Origin of the sequence: Priestia sp. HNGD-A6, from assembly GCF_045784335.1 — a bacterium.
Classification (GTDB): domain Bacteria; phylum Bacillota; class Bacilli; order Bacillales; family Bacillaceae_H; genus Priestia; species Priestia zanthoxyli.
Genome location: NZ_CP138621.1, coordinates 3,824,113 through 3,840,470, shown reverse-complemented (window position 1 = coordinate 3,840,470; position 16,358 = coordinate 3,824,113). Strand labels below are relative to the sequence as shown.

The following is a 16,358-nucleotide window of genomic DNA, read 5'->3' as shown; positions in this document are numbered from 1 at the left end:
TAAAAATCATTACTTTAGTTTGTTAATACGGTCTCTTTGACTAATAATATCAGTTACGCGAACGCCAAAATTCTCGTCAATGACGACCACTTCACCTTTTGCAATTAATTTGCTATTAATCAAGATATCTACCGGTTCGCCTGCTAGTTTATCAAGTTCAATGATTGCACCAGAAGATAATGCTAAAATCTCTTGAACCGTTCGCTTAGTCCTTCCAAGCTCCACGGTAACTTGAAGCGGGATATCAAGCAGCATGTCTAAATTTCGCGAATCCCCTTGAGGAGAAGACACGTGCTCGAACTCTGAAAACGATGCGGGCTGAACATCAACTGGTACATGAACAGGTTCTGCCTGCTGTGTTTCTTCATGCTGTATGTATTCAGCTGTCAGCGGTTCTGTTTGCTTTTCGTTAAGGTCTGATTCTTTTTCAATAGAAGCTGCGGTACCTTCTGCGCTTGGAACTAAGAGCTCTTCCACCAAACTTTTGGCAAAAGATATCGATAACAGCTGCATAATATTCGAATCGATTAATGTGCCTACCTTCAAATTAAAAGAGACTTTTACAAAGACGTCATCTTGGGGAATCAGCTCTGTGCCTTCTCCTTTTTGAATATTTAAAATATCTAAGCTCGGCGGAGAGATATCAATTTTCTTTTGAAATACCGTAGACATAGACGTCGCTGCAGAACCCATCATTTGATTCATCGCTTCCTGCACTGCACTCAGCTTAATTTCATCCATGATTTCCGTCGGATTCTCTCCCGTTCCACCAAGCATCAAATCTGAAATAACAGCTGCATCTTCATGTTTAATAACTAACAAATTCGTACCAGAAAAGCCTTCTGTGTACTGAACTTGCACAGCGACATGAGGATTTGGAAATTCATCCGTCAGCTCTTCTTTATATACGAGCGATACAAACGGTGTGGTAATATCGACTTTTTGATTCAATAAAGCCGATAACGCTGTTGCTGAACTGCCAAACGAAATATTTCCAATTTCGCCAAGCGCGTCTTTTTCCATTTCCGTAAAGTAATCATCTACTTGACTTGACTTATTCGGCTCTGAAAACTCGTCAAGTGAAGAAGTTCCTTTTAACAACGCATCAATTTCATCTTGCGAAAGCATGTCATCGTTCATTCCTTTCGTTCCTCCTCTTAACATCATCTAGAATTTGCACAGCGACTTTCCGACTGACTTTTCCAGGCTGTGCAATAAATTTAGGTTGTTCTCCGACGTAAATAGTTAACGGATTATGAACGCTTGTTTGCAGTCGAATAACATCTCCCGCATCTAATGCTAGGAAATCTTCAATGGAAATATCCGCTTTTCCTAGCTCGGCTACAACCTGCAATTCCGCATCCTTAATTTGTTCCTTTAGCTGCTCAACCTCTTGTACGTTAGGTTCTTTTTTCGAAGATTGCATCCAGTAATGAACGGACAGTTTGGACACAATCGGCTCAAGCGTCACGTGCGGAATACATAGATTGATCATGCCCGTTTCATCTCCAATTTGTACGTTTAATGAAATGACGATGACAATTTCATTTGGTGAAATCACCTGCAAAAACTGAGGATTCACTTCAAACTCTGATGTTTCAGGTTCAATTTCCGCAATAGAACTCCAAGCTTCTCTCATACTGTCTAACGTTTTCTCTAACAAGTTTCGAACCAAGCTCGTTTCAATCTCCGTTAAGTTACTAATTTTCCCACCGCTCTCGCCTTGTCCCCCGAGCAAGCGGTCAAGCATCGCATAGGCAATGTTCGGATTGACTTCCATAATGATATGCCCTTCTAAAGGAGGGACAGCTATCACATTTAAGATGGTTACTTTCGGAACAGAGCGAATGAACTCCTCATACGGAATTTGATCCACTGATACAACGGACACTTGTACAACGTTACGAAGCTGTGCCGAAAAGACGTTGATGAGCATGCGCGCATAATTTTCATGAATTCGCGTCAAACTGCGAATCTGATCTTTTGAAAAACGCAGCGCGCGTTTAAAATCATATGTACGAATGCGCTGTTTTTTATTTTCCTTTTTTAGCTCATCCGCATCCATCTCTCCGGTTGATAACGCGGATAATAGTGCATCAATTTCATTTTGTGATAATACATCCCCAGCCACTAGCTTCCCTCCCTTTTTCTTTACTGCAACACTTTAGACGTTGTATAAATTTTAACAACATGTCCGTTTTCCATTAATTGATCAATTTGCTTTGCAATATCTGTTTCTAACGTACTGAGCCCTTGCGTTCCTTCAAAATCTTGAGCACTCATATCGGAGAGCCGTTTGATAATAATGTCTCTTACTTGAAAGTCTCTTTTTTGAAGCTCTGCTGCCGCTTTTTTACTATCCATTTGAATTTTAAAGGAGATGCTGATGTAGTTATTGCTTTTTAAATTGGTTTTAATATCCGTTACATCCACAGAAGCTTTAATCACATCGTCGATAGATGGACCTTTTTCGGTACTTGCCTGCTCCGTATACTTTAACGTCACAATAACCGCAATGCTTCCTATTAAAGTAAGAGAAAGCAGGATAATAATCATCTTACTAATTAGCTTATTTTTGAACACACTTTATTCCTCCGTCGTTTGCTGCAGTCCTAATACGTTAATTCGCTGATAATAACTCGTCACTTTCTCATTCACTTCTTCAACTGAATCCTTTACCACTAGCTTTTTGTTATTTGTTAGCGTAATAGTTGTATCTGGAAATGCCTCAACCTGCTCGATGTAAAGAGCATTTAACGTAAATGTTTTGCCGTTTAGCCTCGTTAAAGTGATCATAATCAACCGGAGTAATACCTACTCCTTCCTCCCGCCTATCGTTTTAGATTCACTAATTCTTGCAGTATTTCATCGGATGTTGTGATAATTCTTGTATTCGCTTGAAATCCGCGCTGTGCAACAATCATGTCCGTGAATTCCTCCGATAAATCAACGTTGGACATTTCAAGGGCGCTTGAGACGAAGGTTCCTGTACCGTTGGCTCCTGGAGCTCCTAGCAAAGGATTTCCTGAGTTTACGCTTTGAGTAAATAAATTTCCTCCTGCCTTTTGGAGTCCTTCATTATTTGCAAATTTAGCAAGTTCAATTGTTGGTGTATTTGGAGTTATATTTCCGTTAGCATCTATGATATTAACCTTCCCATTTGCTCCTATACTGTAGCTCTTACTTGTTGAAGGAATATTAATATTCCCTCCTCCGGTTTTTTGTACATACAGTCCATCACCCGTTACCAAATTACCGCTGCTATCCAAATAAAAATTACCTGCTCTTGTGTAATAATTTGTGTTTCCATCATTTACAACAAAATACCCATCCCCAGAAATAGCCAAATCAAGCGGACGTCCCGTTGACTGAATACTCCCTGCCGTTTGAACTGTATCAATCGTGCCAATCTGTGAACCTAACCCGACTTGTTTAGCATTAACACCTCCACGGTTAGCTCCCGGTGCCGTCGCTCCTGCTACCTGCTGACTTACTAAATCTTGAAACGTTGTACGTCCTTTTTTATAGCCGTATGTATTAACATTGGCAATGTTATTTCCTAGGACATCTAATTTGGTTTGAAAATTTTTCATGCCGCTGATTCCTGAATACATCGAACGTAACATAAAATCACTCCTTAAATTTGGTTGGTTAACTGCTTACTTCTAAGATATCGTTTAGCGAAAGTACCGTATGATTTTCATCGTTGATCGTAAACGATACCTCATTGTTTTTGACGGATGCTGTTGAAATGACTCCTTGCTTTTTATTTCCTTCTTCATCTAACCATGCAGCGGTTTTACCAATTAATTCGCTTCCTTTTAAAATAGGAGAAGCCTGAGACTGCGTTACAAACGTATTGAGCGATGTGCTCATATTTGTCATTTGTTCAAGGGAAGAAAACTGAGCCATTTGAGCAATAAAGTCTTTGTCTTCCATTGGATTCATTGGATCTTGATTTTGAAGCTGAGCAATCAAAAGCTTCAAAAAGTCATCTTTGCCAAGCGAGCTGTTTCCCGTTTGCTTCACTTGTGTGTCCCTATTGCTTAAATACAAGTCAGACGTAATTTCATTTGTCATTGTTATCACCTATACGTTGTAGTTAATGAGCGCTGATTCAAAAGAAGATAGAAAGGAAGCCGATTCTTCCAATTGTTGTGAATCTTGATCTTCTTCTTCTTTTTTAAACGCTTCTTTTTCCTGTCTTTCTTTTTGCTGGTCGTTTTCATTGTTAAACGACATCGCTTGTTCTGACAGTAGCACATCGATTTTATCAATTGATACATGCTGAGACGCGAGACCATGCCGCAAAGTTGAAAGATTGGAGTCCAATAACTCTTTTGTTTTTGCTGACGATACGACAATTCGCGCAACCGTTTCGCTGTCTTTCTGAAGCATTTCAATTGAAATCGCACCTAGCTGTTTAGGAAATAACTTAATGAGAAGCTTGGATGTTCCCTCTTCGGCACTAAACGAAGCTTTACTCCATATTTTCTCAAGCTCGTTTACCAAATTGCTAGACTGCTGATAGTCAGATTTTGCTTGCCCTAGATAAATAGAGAACTGCTGAAGCTTAGGCATTTCTCCACTTCCAAAGGATGATGCCTGATTCCCTACTGGCGCCCCGGTTGTGTGTGTACCTGCCGGACTTTCGCTGTTTTCCAAAAAGCTATTGGTATCTATACTTCCGCTGGGTACAACCACATCTTTTTTCCATGGAAGCTGATTAAAAAACGGTGCTTTTTCTTCTTTAGGAAAAGCAGTCATATTTTTCACGGAACTTTCTGAAGCTGTATGAACAGCGTCCACATCCACTTGTTCAACCGATACATGCTGAGACCCGAGAGCTTGCCGTAATCTGAAAAGATTGGCATCTAACAGCTCTTTTGTTTTCGCTGACGTTACCACAACCTGCGCAATCGTTTCATCGTCTTGTTGAAGCACTTCAATTGATATTGCCTCTAGCTGCTTTGGAAATAGCTGAATGGAAAGCTTGGATACTCCCTCTTCAGAACCAATCGAAGCTTTACTCCATATTTTCTCCAGCTTGTTTACCAGATCGCTAGACTGTTCATAATCTGATTTTGCTTTCTCTAAATCAATAGAAAACTGCGGCCTTTTTTCTTCTTTACCAAAAGCAGTCATATCTGTTACAGAGCTTTCTGGAGCTGCTTGAACGTCCGCCGCATCCACTTGTTCAACCGATACATGCTGAGAAGCGAGAGCTTGCCGTAAACTGAAAAGGTTGGAATTTAACAGCTCTTTTGTTTCCACTGACGATACAGCTACTTGTGCAACCGTTTCATTGTCTTGTTGATACACTTTAATTGAAATCGTACCTAGCTGCTTTGGAAATAACTGAATGGAAAGCTTTGATGCTCCTTCTTCAATACTGATGGAAGCTTCACTCCATATTTTTTCCAGATTATTCACCAAATCCCTAGACTGCTGATAGTCTGATTTTGCTTGGCTTAAATCAATAGAAAACTGCGGCTCTTCTTCTTCTTTACCAAAAGCATTCATCTCTGTTACAGAACTTTCTGGAGCTACTTGAACGCCCGCCGCATCCACTTGATCAACCGCTACGCGTTGAGACGCAAGAGCTTGTCGTAAACTGAAAAGGTTGGAATTTAACAGCTCTTTTGTTTTCGCTGACGTTACCACAACCTGCGCAATTTTTTCATTGTCTTGTTGAAGCACTTCAATCGAAATCGTACCTAGCTGCTTTGGAAACAATTTAATGGAAAGCTTAGATGCTCCTTCTTCAGTACTGATCGAAGCTTTACTCCATATTTTTTGCAGCTCATTTACCAGATCGTCAGACTGTTGATGATCAGAGTTTGCTTGCCCTAGATCAATAGAAAACTCTTGAATCTTAAGCATTTCTCCAGCTCCAAAAGCTGATGGGTTATTTTTTAACGTCAACCCGGCTGTTTTAGCAGTGAAAGAACTTTCACTATCTATACTTGGGTTACCTAAAACCACATCTTTTTTCCATGGAAGCTGATTAAATAGCGGCCCTTTTTCTTCTTTACGAACAGCGCTCATATCTTTTAGAGAATTTTTTGAAGTTGAATGAACAACGGCGAAAAAACCAGCTGAGCGCTTTTCATGTAAGGTATCGGTTAATACACGTGGTTGTTTATGAATTTTCTCTATTTTTTCAACAGCAGCTTTCCGCAAGCCTTGAAGCTGCGAATCTGAAATCTTCACTGACTGTAGCTGCGGTTTTTGTAGTTCTTCCATCAGCTGAGCAAACTCTGTTTGAAACGCAGACGACGTGTTTTTGCATATAGTCAACAAGCTGGAAATAGAAGACAAATATTGTTCTTGACTGTCTGTTTTAGATGAAACAGGTTCCTGCTGCATTTCTGTTAACACGTGCTGCAGCTTTAGAAGCGGCTGTTCCAAATCTAGACTACTTGGAATACTACTGATCATCTCGGCTAGATGTTCGTATAAGACAGACGGTTCATCTCCTTCATATTCTGCTTCGCTTAACTGAATCGCAATTAACCCGACCGCGTTAAAGACGTCTTGATTTATCGCTTGTTCATTCAATGATTTTTCCCGGCTCGCTAAAGGTTGCGCATTTAGCTGCTGAAGCTGTTGAACGATTTCTTCAAAAAAACCCTGAGTCTGAATAACAGCCGCTTTTTCATCGCAGTTTACCTTTGATGCAGCTGCTGGACGTAGTGAAATTTCCACTGTTTTCACCTCTGCTTTTATTCATCAATCTGATCTGTTAACAATGTCGTATAGCGTGCAGCTACTTTCGGATCCATTTTTTCTAAGATTGCCGTTCTTGTACTTGCTTTGAACTGCTTAAGCATCGCGACCGCTTTGTCTTCTTTTAATTCGGCAAAAATGAGCGCTGCATTTTTAGGAGACATGTTTTCATAGGTAGCAATGACATCTTTTTTCGCCAGCTGATTGTTCTTTTGTTTTTTCGCTTCGTCATCGGCTTTTTCTTCCATATCACGCATTTCAATTTTTAGTTCATCCATTTGACGATCTTTTGTACTGATCGTTTTCTCATAGGCTGAAATTTGCTTTTCTTTCGTGCTCAGCTTCTTTTGAAGGCTCTCAACCTGCTTTTGTATTTCTTCATTGCTTTCTTGAATATTTTCATTTTTTTGTGACTGCTCACTTGATACAAATGGAATGGCGTGTGTAACAGCAGAAACCTTATCATTTATATTGACGCCTAAAAGTGTCAGGACAATGTAAGCTGCCAAGATGAGGAACACCGCTGGAATAAAGATTAAAAATAAAAACACCTGGCTTTTACTGTAAGATTTCCCACCTTCATAGTTTTCTTCTTCGTACTCTTCTCTTAATTCTTTTCGTTTAGCCATGTTTTTCACCTAATTTCTATGCAGCATGTACTGCTGTAAAGACAGCTCATCCATTTGCTTCGCTTCTAATTGTTTTTCCGCTGTTATATAAGAATCGTAGTCTTTCTTTTTTAATTTTTCATACTTCTTTACTTCTATATTCTTTTCTTCTAGCTTCAGTTTCTTTAAGTTCATTTGCTGTCTGGCAAACATGACCTCTTGTTGCAGCCTTTCAATCACTCGTTCGGCACTTGTTAAAAACTGCTGAAATGATGTAATTTCTAAAATAGAAAGCCCCTGCTTCATTTTGCCCGTATGCTGTTCAATCAGCGTTTCTTTTTCTTTTAACTTTTTATAAAGCTTTTCACCCGCTGTTTCAAACTGCTGTAGGGACTGATTATATTGAGATAGCAGTTCATCTTTTTCATTTGACTTAATTGCCATTATTTTAGATAACCTAAATTCATATGCCATATTTACTCACCTTTCACAAACAGTTCACAGAGCTTTGTTACACTTGTTTCAAACGATGGATGTTCGTTCGTTTTTTGCTTTAAAAATGCCTCAATGACAGGATGATAGTGGATTGCCTCATCAATGTAAACAGAAGATCCTCTTTTGTAGGCACCTATGTTAATTAAGTCTTCAGAATTAGCGTAGGTAGCCATTAATGAACGCAGTTTTTCAGCTGCTTCTTTATGCCGTTCACTTACGATATGGTTCATCACGCGACTAACGCTTTTTAAGACATTGATGGCCGGATATTGACCTTTATTGGCAAGCTCCCTGTCTAGTACAATATGTCCGTCTATAATGCCTCGCACCGTATCCGAAATAGGTTCGTTCATATCATCACCGTCTACTAATACAGTGTAAAAAGCGGTAATAGATCCATGTTGATTAGTCCCTGTACGTTCAAGCAGCCTTGGCAAGCTAGCAAAAACAGATGGTGTATAACCTTTGGTAGTCGGAGGTTCACCTACGGCTAATCCAATTTCTCTCTGAGCCATTGCTACACGGGTAACAGAATCCATCATCATCATGACGCTCAGCCCCTCATCTCGAAAGTATTCAGCAATAGAAGTAGCTGTATATGCTGCTTTCATTCGAAGTAGAGCAGGCTGATCCGAGGTAGCAACTACTACAACGGAGCGCTTTAACCCTTCCTCTCCAAGATCTCGTTCAATAAATTCTCTAACTTCTCTTCCTCGCTCGCCTACAAGGGCAATGACATTGATATCTGCTTTTGTATTACGAGCAATCATCCCAAGCAGCGTACTTTTCCCAACACCGCTTCCTGCAAAAATACCTATGCGCTGCCCTCGGCCTACGGTTAACAAACTATCAATCGTCCGTACACCTACTTCAATAGGCTGTTCAATAGGCGGGCGCTCTAAAGGATTAGGGGGGTCTTGATCGGTTAAAACAAAAGGCAAATAATGAGAAAGTTCAGACCCATCTAAAGGGTTGCCTAACGAATCAAGCACTTGACCTATTAACTCTTTCCCCACGCTTACCTGCAGAGGTTTTTCTGTTGTTTCCACTAGGCAGCCAGGTCCGATATATCGAACAGACGTATAAGGCATTAAAACGACGTGCTCACCGTTAAAACCAACAACTTCTGCACGAATTTTATCTCCTCGTTCACTGAGATGAATAAAACAAACATCTCCTATTGACGTTCTAGGTCCTTTAGATTCAATCATCATTCCTACTACTCGGCTGACTTTCCCGTACCGTTTAAAAGAAGATGTGCGCGGGATTTCATGAATGAGTTGTGCGACTTTCATGTTTACTCCCCTCTAACAAACGTTCTTTTAATTTTTTCTTCATTTCCGTTAACTGACTATCAAAAGAAGCAACAAGACGCCCATAAGAGGAATCGATGACACAATCCATTTCCTGAAGATTTTCATCTGCATAAATAAACAGCCCGGTTTCTCCGTTTAATAAATCGAACAGTTCTCGTTTATGTTCACATACATATGCATATTTTTTGGGAGAAACAAAAAGCTGGATTTCTTTATGTTCTCTAACTTCTTTTAAAGACCTTGCAACAAGTGATAAAAATGATTCATCTCTTTGAAGCTGCTCATTTAAAAGCGTTTCTGCTAGGGTGAAACCTAATTCAAAAATGACTTCTTCAGATTGATTTATATATTCGTAGTACTGATTCTTTGTTTCGTCAACGATGTTTCGCGACATGGCTAATACATGTTCGTACTCTTGTTTCCCTTGAAGCAGCCCTTCTTCGTACCCTTCTTCATAGCCGCGTTTTTTTTCTTGTTGAAACAGCAGCACCTTCTCTTCTTCCCACTGCTTTTTCAAACGTTCAACTTCGTTTTGAGCCTGTTTGCGGTAAGCGTCTGCCTCGGCCTTTATCATTTCAGCTTCACTATGCGCTTGTTCAATAACGTGCTGTGCATTTTCTTGCTGAAGATGTTCTTCTGTCGGCTCATCTTGTATCGGAAAACCAAATGGAATGACTTGAATGTGCTTAGCATTTTCGTCTGAAAGTTTGTTCGTATAAGTTGATTTAATGATATTAGACAATAATATCGTCTCCTCCACCTCGAGCTAGTACAATTTCACCAGCATCTTCTAAACGTCTAATTGCAGCAACGATACGTGACTGGGCTTCCTCTACATCTTTCAAACGCACAGGGCCCATAAATTCCATTTCTTCTTTAAACGTTTCCACCATACGGCTAGACATATTTTTAAAAATAATAGATTTCACTTCTTCACTTGCTACTTTTAAGCTCAACAATAAATCATCATTTTCTACATCTCGTATCACACGCTGAATAGAACGGTTATCGAGCGTTACGATATCCTCAAATACAAACATTCGCTGTTTGATTTCTTCTGCTAATGCCGGATCTTGAATTTCAAGCGTATCAATAATAATTTTTTCAGTCGCTCGGTCCACTCCATTTAATACTTCAACTACTGCTTCTAAACCACCTGTTTGGGTATAGTCTTGGGTAACGGTAGCTGAAAGCTTTCTCTCTAAAATTTGCTCCACTTCATTAATGACTTCCGGAGACGTACTTCCCATCGTTGCAATCCGCCTTGCAATATCCGCTTGCCTTTCCTGAGGCAGTGATGATAAGATTTGTCCTGCCTGCGGCGGTTCTAAGTAAGATAAAATAAGGGCAATCGTCTGAGGATGCTCATGCTGAATAAAATTTAACAGCTGCATAGGATCAGCTTTTCTGGCAAAGTCAAACGGACGAACTTGCAAAGAAGAAGTTAATCGATTGATAATCATCATAGCCTGCTCTGGTCCAAGTGCTTTTTCTAACACCTGTTTCGCATAGCTTACTCCTCCTTTTTCAAGGTAGTTTTGAGCAAGCGTTATTTGTTCAAACTCATGAAGCACAGCTTCTTTTAGGGACGGCTCTACCTTTCTCACTGAAGAAATTTCAAGCGTTAGTTGCTCAATTTCGTCTTCACTAAGATGTTTATAGATAGAAGCTGATACATCCGGACCGAGAGAAATCAACAAAATTGCTGCTTTTTGCTTTCCAGTTAACTCATTTTTTTGCATAGCCTTTACCATTAGCTTTCCTCCTAATCCTCACTAATCCATGTTCGTAGCAGCTTTGCAAACTCTTCTGGGTCTTGCTTCGCTAACGTTTCAAGATTGCTTTTTGTTTGCTGTTCAGCACTTAAAACAGGGGCTTTTTGTGCCGCTTCATATGCTTCAAAAGTTTCATCATACTCTTCATCATATTCGTCTTCATCTAAGTCTTGACGCCTTTTCCTAACCAACAGCACAATAAGAACAACAATAATAAGCAGCAGTGCTCCTCCGATTATATACATCCACAATGGAATCGAACTTGCTGTGCTGTCAGCTGTTTCTTGTCCATTAAACGGCTGAACGGAAACGGTAATCTTATCGCTGACCGCGTTATCCGAGAGAGCTTTCGTATTTGCATCTTTTGAAATAGAAGTACGGACAATTGTACCTAACATTTTTTGAACGTCTGACTCAAGCGTATCGGACACTTGTGATTTCCCTTTTGCATTGGAGGGATCTATCATTACTTGAATGCCAAGGTCTTGAATTTTGTATGGACTTTCAACGATTTCTTTATGAATTCGATTCACTTCATAATTAATACGTTCTTCGTTTTTTTCGTAGTCTCCGTCTCCACTTGCTGTGCTAGATGAGTAATTTGTTGTATCTTCTTCTCCTGTTCCAGCAACGCCTCCATCTTGAGCATTTTTACCAGAAAATGTTTCATTGATTTTTTCAGCGCTAACGGCAATTCCTTGCATATTATCTTTATCAACAGGCTCTACTAGCTTTTCTTCGCGATTTTCCTGTGTAAAATCAAGATCTGCTGTAACCGAGACCATTACTTTGTCTTGACCGACCAGTCTTCCTAGCATTTGCTGTACTTGACGCTGAATATCCCGCTCAACTTCTTTTTTCGCTTCGTTCTGCGAAGCAAATGAGCTAGAAGCTGAATCCGTTTCATTTCCTTTTAAATCAAAGTACTCAAAATATTGGTTCATAATGACGATATTATCTGTAGGAAGGTTTGGCACACTTTTGGATACTAAATGATAAAGAGATTTAATTTGCTGATCATCAAATTTATAACCAGCCTTTGTATTAAGCACAATCGATGCAGAGGCTTCTCCCTGCTTTTCATTCGCCCATACACTTTCATTGGGAAGGGTAATCATCACTTTTGCATCGTTGACTCCTTGAATGTTTTTCATTAAGTTAGCCAATTCAGTTTGCATCGCATCGAGTTTTAACACATCAAATTCATTGTCTGTCATACCAAAGCTCGCATTTTTCCCAAAAAACGAATAGTCGATACTTCCGCTATCAGGAATTCCTTGTGCAGCTAAATCAACTTTTAGCGAGTCAACGCTTTGTTCAGGCACCGAAATGGTTGTTCCATTATCAGAGATTTCTGAAGGGACGCTTCTAGCATCAAGCTCTGCTTTGATTTGTCCTGTTTCTTGAGCCGATAGATTGCTATAAAGAGGGACAAATTTATCTTTGTTTAAGAAAACAGATGCTAAACTAATGACTAGAATAGCCGCAAGAGGAGCAGCGATAAGGGCTATTTTCTGTCCTTTTTTGCGGTTATTCCAAAAGACTTTCATCTTATCTCGATAAAGAGCTATTCTTTCATTCATGGTATTCCTCCGGTTATTACTATTTTCATTTTCTTTAATAACCGCTCAATTACATTTGCATTCTCATCATTTCCTGATAGGCTTCAACAGCTTTATTGCGTATTTCAAGAGCCGTTTGCATCGTAATACTTGCTTTTTGAGCAGTAATCATTACATCTTGGAGTTCGACATTTTCTCCTTTAGCAAGCTTTTCAGTCGCTATATCCGAAGCGCGTTGAGCATTGTTTAACTCATTGATTGAGTCTTTTAAAAACGTTGAAAACTGTTGAGTTGTTTGTCCAGTGCCAGTCGAAGCGGCTGTTTTTGCTATTGCTATTTGATTGCTGATACCATTAATCATTTTATCGCTCCTTTATTTTCCAATTTCTAACGTCTTTGTTAATATATTTTTGTTTGTATTAAAGACCGTCACGTTTGCTTCATAGGATCGAGTAGCACTAATTAAATCCGTCATTTCCTTTAAGGGATCTACGTTCGGCATCTGCACGTACCCTTGGTCATTAGCATCTGGATGCGTCGGATTATATACTAAATTAAAAGGAGTATTATCTTCTACGATATCTGTGACTTTTACACCATTGTTTTGACTTTTATTGATTTCGGAGTGTAAGAGAGACGAAAAAGAAGGCGAACGATCAGACTGCATGACAACCATTTTTCTTTTGTAAGGCTGCCACTCACCATTAACGTACGTCCCTCTTGTCGTTTCAGCATTCGCCATGTTAGATGAAACAACGTCCATCCTTAAACGATTGGCAGTTAAAGCTGAAGATGTAATATTCATATTTTGAAAAATAGTCAAACTTATTCCCCCCCTCTAATGACTGTTTGAAGAGAATTAAATTTTCCGTTTAAACGATCTACTAGCGCCTCATAGTAAATTTGATTTTCAGCCATATCCGCCATCTCTTTATCCATATCCACATTGTTTCCATTTGCTTGATAGGAAGTGTTTCCTTGCTGGGTAATCACTCGCTGGGATGAATCGGAAAATGGGATATGTTTTGAATCAGTCTGATATGCTTCTAACTCGTTATGTAATAAATCTCGAAATTCACTCGTACGCGATACTGTTTTCGATTTATAATTTGGAGTATCAACGTTTGCGATATTTTGTGCAATCGTCTGCTGCTTTTGTGACGCGTAGCTAATTCCATTTTCAATTGTTTGAAAAGTAGTTGAAAACAAACTCAATTCTTACACCTGCTTACCTATTCTATTTTTCTCAAAAATGAGACAAATTTCGACTTTAGTACCATAGAACTTATTGTAAGAAAAACTTCATGCAATGTCTATCCTTTTTTAAGAACTTTTGGACTATAAACCAAAATTTTCATTCGATTTCCAAGCATATTTTAACATCAATGCTGTACTTTAGCTCTATTTTTTTAATTTAAATTCAAAATACATACCATAAGTCCTGAACAATATGTAATAAAAGTAACGATTTGTAATCAACTAGTATCTTTTTACTATTTAAAGATTCTATAATATAATTTTTAGATTTTTATATGAAGTTTGTTAAAGATTTATAAAAATAGTGAACGAATCGTCTTAACCCAGAGCGAACCTTTTCATACTGAGAGCATATAAAAAAAGCACACGGGCTTTGCCCGTGTGCTTTTTGGTTCATAAACTTAGTTAGATTTTAATTTTTCAAGCTCTACTAAGAATTTGTTGTTAAGAACTTTAATGTAAGTTCCTTTCATTCCTAGCGAACGTGATTCAATAACGCCAGCACTTTCTAATTTACGTAGCGCATTTACGATTACTGAACGTGTAATTCCAACGCGGTCAGCAATTTTACTTGCGACTAATAGTCCTTCATTTCCATTTAACTCTTCAAAGATGTGCTCAATAGCTTCTAACTCACTGTATGATAATGAGCTAATTGCCATTTGTACAACAGCTTTGCTACGTGCTTCTTCTTCAATCTCTTCTGCTTTTTCACGAAGAATTTCCATACCTACTACCGTTGCACCGTATTCAGCAAGGATTAAATCATCGTCTTCGAACTGACGGTCTAAACGAGATAGTACAAGCGTACCTAGACGCTCTCCGCCTCCGATAATTGGAACGATTGTTGTTAGTCCTGCATCAAATAAGTCTTTATTTTCAACTGGGAAAGCTGTATATTGACTTTCAATGTTTAAATTAGAAGATGTTTCTTGAATGTTAAATAGGCTTTGAGTATATTCTTCTGGGAACTGGCGTGCTTCTAACATATCTTTCATGCGCGCATTCTCAATTTGCTGTTTAACAGCGATTCCTAATAATTTACCGCGACGACTTACTACGAATACGTTTGATTCGATCACTTCGCAAAGTGTTTCAGCCATTTCTTTAAAGTTTACTGGTTTACCAGCTGCTTTTTGTAGCATTGCATTAATCTTTCTAGTTTTCCCTAATAAATCCATTAGTACTCTTCCTCCTGCGATTTCAGTTCTATAAAATAAATTGACTCAAATCTTTGTTTTTAGCGATTTTTTCTAATTTTTCTTCCACATACTGCGGAGTAATCACAATTTTCTCTAATGTTACTTCTGGTGCTTCAAACGATAAATCCTCTAGCAAACGTTCTAAAATCGTATGAAGCCTTCTTGCACCAATATTGTCTGTATCTTGATTTACCTGATATGCAATTTCTGCAATCTTACGTATAGCATCGTCAGAAAATTCAATTTGTATACCTTCAGTTTCCAATAATGCCGCATATTGCTTTAATAACGCATTATCTGGCTCTACTAAAATGTTTATAAAATCTTCAACGGTTAGCTTCGTTAATTCAACGCGAATTGGGAATCGACCTTGCAATTCTGGAATTAAATCCGACGGTTTTGATACATGGAAAGCACCAGCTGCTACAAATAAAACATGATCAGTTTTGACTGCACCATATTTGGTAACAATCGTTGATCCTTCTACAATTGGTAAAATATCTCGCTGCACGCCTTCACGTGAAACATCAGCGGAAGATGAATTACCACTTTTTTGAGCAATTTTATCAATTTCGTCAATGAAAATAATTCCGTATTGTTCTGCACGATTCACAGCTTCTTGCGTCACTTCATCCATATCAATCAATTTTTGCGCTTCTTCATTTGTTAATACTTTTCGTGCATCTTTAACAGTAAGTTTGCGCTTTTTTTGTTTTTTAGGCATAAAATTGCTTAAGGCATCCTGCATGTTCATGCCCATTTGTTCCATACCCGAACCTTGTAACATATCAAACATAGAAGGCTGTTGCTCTTCTACTTCAATTGTGACATAATGACTTTCAAGCTCTCCTAGAGCAAGCTGATGAGCAATCTGCTTGCGCTTCGTTGCAATATTCGTTTCCTCATCTTGATCAGGATCCGCATCGCTTGACTGTGTACCGTTTGAAAAAATCATTTCAAACGGATTTTTAAACGATTGCTGCTTCTTTTTGCTTGGAACAAGAAGCTCCACTATCCGCTTGTTTGCATTTTCTTCTGCACGATCACGCACGCCGTTCATTTTTTCTTCTTTCACAAGTCGAACTGACGTTTCCACTAAATCACGAACCATTGATTCCACATCGCGTCCTACATATCCAACTTCCGTGAATTTTGTTGCCTCAACCTTAATAAAAGGTGCACCGACAAGCTTAGCTAAGCGGCGTGCAATCTCGGTTTTACCCACACCTGTAGGACCAATCATTAAAATGTTTTTCGGCACAACTTCATCACGTAAAGATTCGTCTAGCAGACCGCGGCGATAGCGATTTCGCAGCGCAACAGCGACCGCTTTCTTTGCCTTCGTTTGACCAATAATATACTGATCGAGCTTTTCTACAATTTGTCGAGGTGTTAAATGAGAATTCATAAAAAA

18 protein-coding genes are annotated in these 16,358 nt (G+C 39.0%); all 18 read right to left on the bottom strand.

The features are described from left to right. Positions 1-9: 9 nt before the first annotated feature. The 18 genes from fliY to hslU all read right to left on the bottom strand — a co-directional run bounded on the left by fliY (position 10) and on the right by hslU (position 16,352). Positions 10-1,140, bottom strand: a complete 1,131-nt coding sequence (gene fliY, locus SCI76_RS19640; RefSeq protein ID WP_230683450.1) for a flagellar motor switch phosphatase FliY — start codon at positions 1,138-1,140, stop codon at positions 10-12. Beyond that, positions 1,130-2,131, bottom strand: coding sequence for a flagellar motor switch protein FliM (gene fliM / locus SCI76_RS19635; RefSeq protein WP_243495118.1), 1,002 nt, complete (start codon positions 2,129-2,131; stop codon positions 1,130-1,132). The genes fliY and fliM overlap by 11 nt, the downstream gene beginning before the upstream one ends. 20 nt (positions 2,132-2,151) lie before the next feature. After that, positions 2,152-2,583, bottom strand: a complete 432-nt coding sequence (gene fliL / locus SCI76_RS19630) for a flagellar basal body-associated protein FliL (RefSeq protein ID WP_028411424.1) — start codon at positions 2,581-2,583, stop codon at positions 2,152-2,154. A 3-nt stretch (positions 2,584-2,586) separates the two neighbouring features. Continuing rightward, a complete protein-coding gene (locus SCI76_RS19625) occupies positions 2,587-2,796 on the bottom strand; it encodes a flagellar FlbD family protein (protein WP_025750317.1) in 210 nt (69 codons plus the stop codon). A gap of 35 nt (positions 2,797-2,831) precedes the next feature. Next, on the bottom strand, positions 2,832-3,626 hold the full coding sequence (flgG, locus tag SCI76_RS19620; RefSeq protein WP_033579783.1) for a flagellar basal body rod protein FlgG: 795 nt from the start codon (positions 3,624-3,626) through the stop codon (positions 2,832-2,834). Between the two features lie 25 nt (positions 3,627-3,651). Continuing rightward, on the bottom strand, positions 3,652-4,080 hold the full coding sequence (gene flgD / locus SCI76_RS19615; protein ID WP_048019847.1) for a flagellar hook assembly protein FlgD: 429 nt from the start codon (positions 4,078-4,080) through the stop codon (positions 3,652-3,654). Positions 4,081-4,089: 9 nt separating this feature from the next. Further along, entirely contained in the window at positions 4,090-6,708 is a 2,619-nt protein-coding gene (locus SCI76_RS19610; protein WP_168761248.1) for a flagellar hook-length control protein FliK, read from the bottom strand. Between the two features lie 17 nt (positions 6,709-6,725). Next, entirely contained in the window at positions 6,726-7,358 is a 633-nt protein-coding gene (locus SCI76_RS19605; protein ID WP_243495120.1) for a MotE family protein, read from the bottom strand. Positions 7,359-7,367: 9 nt separating this feature from the next. Beyond that, the gene (gene fliJ, locus SCI76_RS19600; protein WP_028411429.1) at positions 7,368-7,811 is read right to left on the bottom strand and encodes a flagellar export protein FliJ; all 444 of its coding nucleotides are present in this window, start codon (positions 7,809-7,811) and stop codon (positions 7,368-7,370) included. A gap of 2 nt (positions 7,812-7,813) precedes the next feature. Next, positions 7,814-9,127 (bottom strand): flagellar protein export ATPase FliI, encoded by a 1,314-nt coding sequence (fliI, locus tag SCI76_RS19595; RefSeq protein WP_028411430.1) that lies wholly within the window; start codon positions 9,125-9,127, stop codon positions 7,814-7,816. Beyond that, on the bottom strand, positions 9,102-9,890 hold the full coding sequence (gene fliH, locus SCI76_RS19590) for a flagellar assembly protein FliH (RefSeq protein WP_033579779.1): 789 nt from the start codon (positions 9,888-9,890) through the stop codon (positions 9,102-9,104). The genes fliI and fliH overlap by 26 nt, the downstream gene beginning before the upstream one ends. Then, positions 9,883-10,902 carry a flagellar motor switch protein FliG gene (gene fliG / locus SCI76_RS19585; RefSeq protein ID WP_025750326.1) on the bottom strand — a complete coding sequence of 340 codons (1,020 nt, stop codon included), beginning with the start codon at positions 10,900-10,902 and terminating at the stop codon, positions 9,883-9,885. The genes fliH and fliG overlap by 8 nt, the downstream gene beginning before the upstream one ends. Before the next feature lie 11 nt (positions 10,903-10,913). After that, on the bottom strand, positions 10,914-12,506 hold the full coding sequence (fliF, locus tag SCI76_RS19580; protein WP_048019845.1) for a flagellar basal-body MS-ring/collar protein FliF: 1,593 nt from the start codon (positions 12,504-12,506) through the stop codon (positions 10,914-10,916). 49 nt (positions 12,507-12,555) lie between these two features. Further along, positions 12,556-12,846, bottom strand: a complete 291-nt coding sequence (gene fliE, locus SCI76_RS19575; RefSeq protein ID WP_028411433.1) for a flagellar hook-basal body complex protein FliE — start codon at positions 12,844-12,846, stop codon at positions 12,556-12,558. Between the two features lie 12 nt (positions 12,847-12,858). Next, entirely contained in the window at positions 12,859-13,308 is a 450-nt protein-coding gene (gene flgC / locus SCI76_RS19570; RefSeq protein ID WP_028411434.1) for a flagellar basal body rod protein FlgC, read from the bottom strand. 2 nt (positions 13,309-13,310) lie between these two features. Beyond that, positions 13,311-13,700 (bottom strand): flagellar basal body rod protein FlgB, encoded by a 390-nt coding sequence (gene flgB, locus SCI76_RS19565; RefSeq protein WP_049166143.1) that lies wholly within the window; start codon positions 13,698-13,700, stop codon positions 13,311-13,313. Positions 13,701-14,143: 443 nt separating this feature from the next. After that, the gene (gene codY, locus SCI76_RS19560) at positions 14,144-14,923 is read right to left on the bottom strand and encodes a GTP-sensing pleiotropic transcriptional regulator CodY (protein WP_013058882.1); all 780 of its coding nucleotides are present in this window, start codon (positions 14,921-14,923) and stop codon (positions 14,144-14,146) included. A gap of 28 nt (positions 14,924-14,951) precedes the next feature. Beyond that, the gene (gene hslU, locus SCI76_RS19555; RefSeq protein ID WP_243495121.1) at positions 14,952-16,352 is read right to left on the bottom strand and encodes an HslU--HslV peptidase ATPase subunit; all 1,401 of its coding nucleotides are present in this window, start codon (positions 16,350-16,352) and stop codon (positions 14,952-14,954) included. Positions 16,353-16,358: the final 6 nt, after the last annotated feature.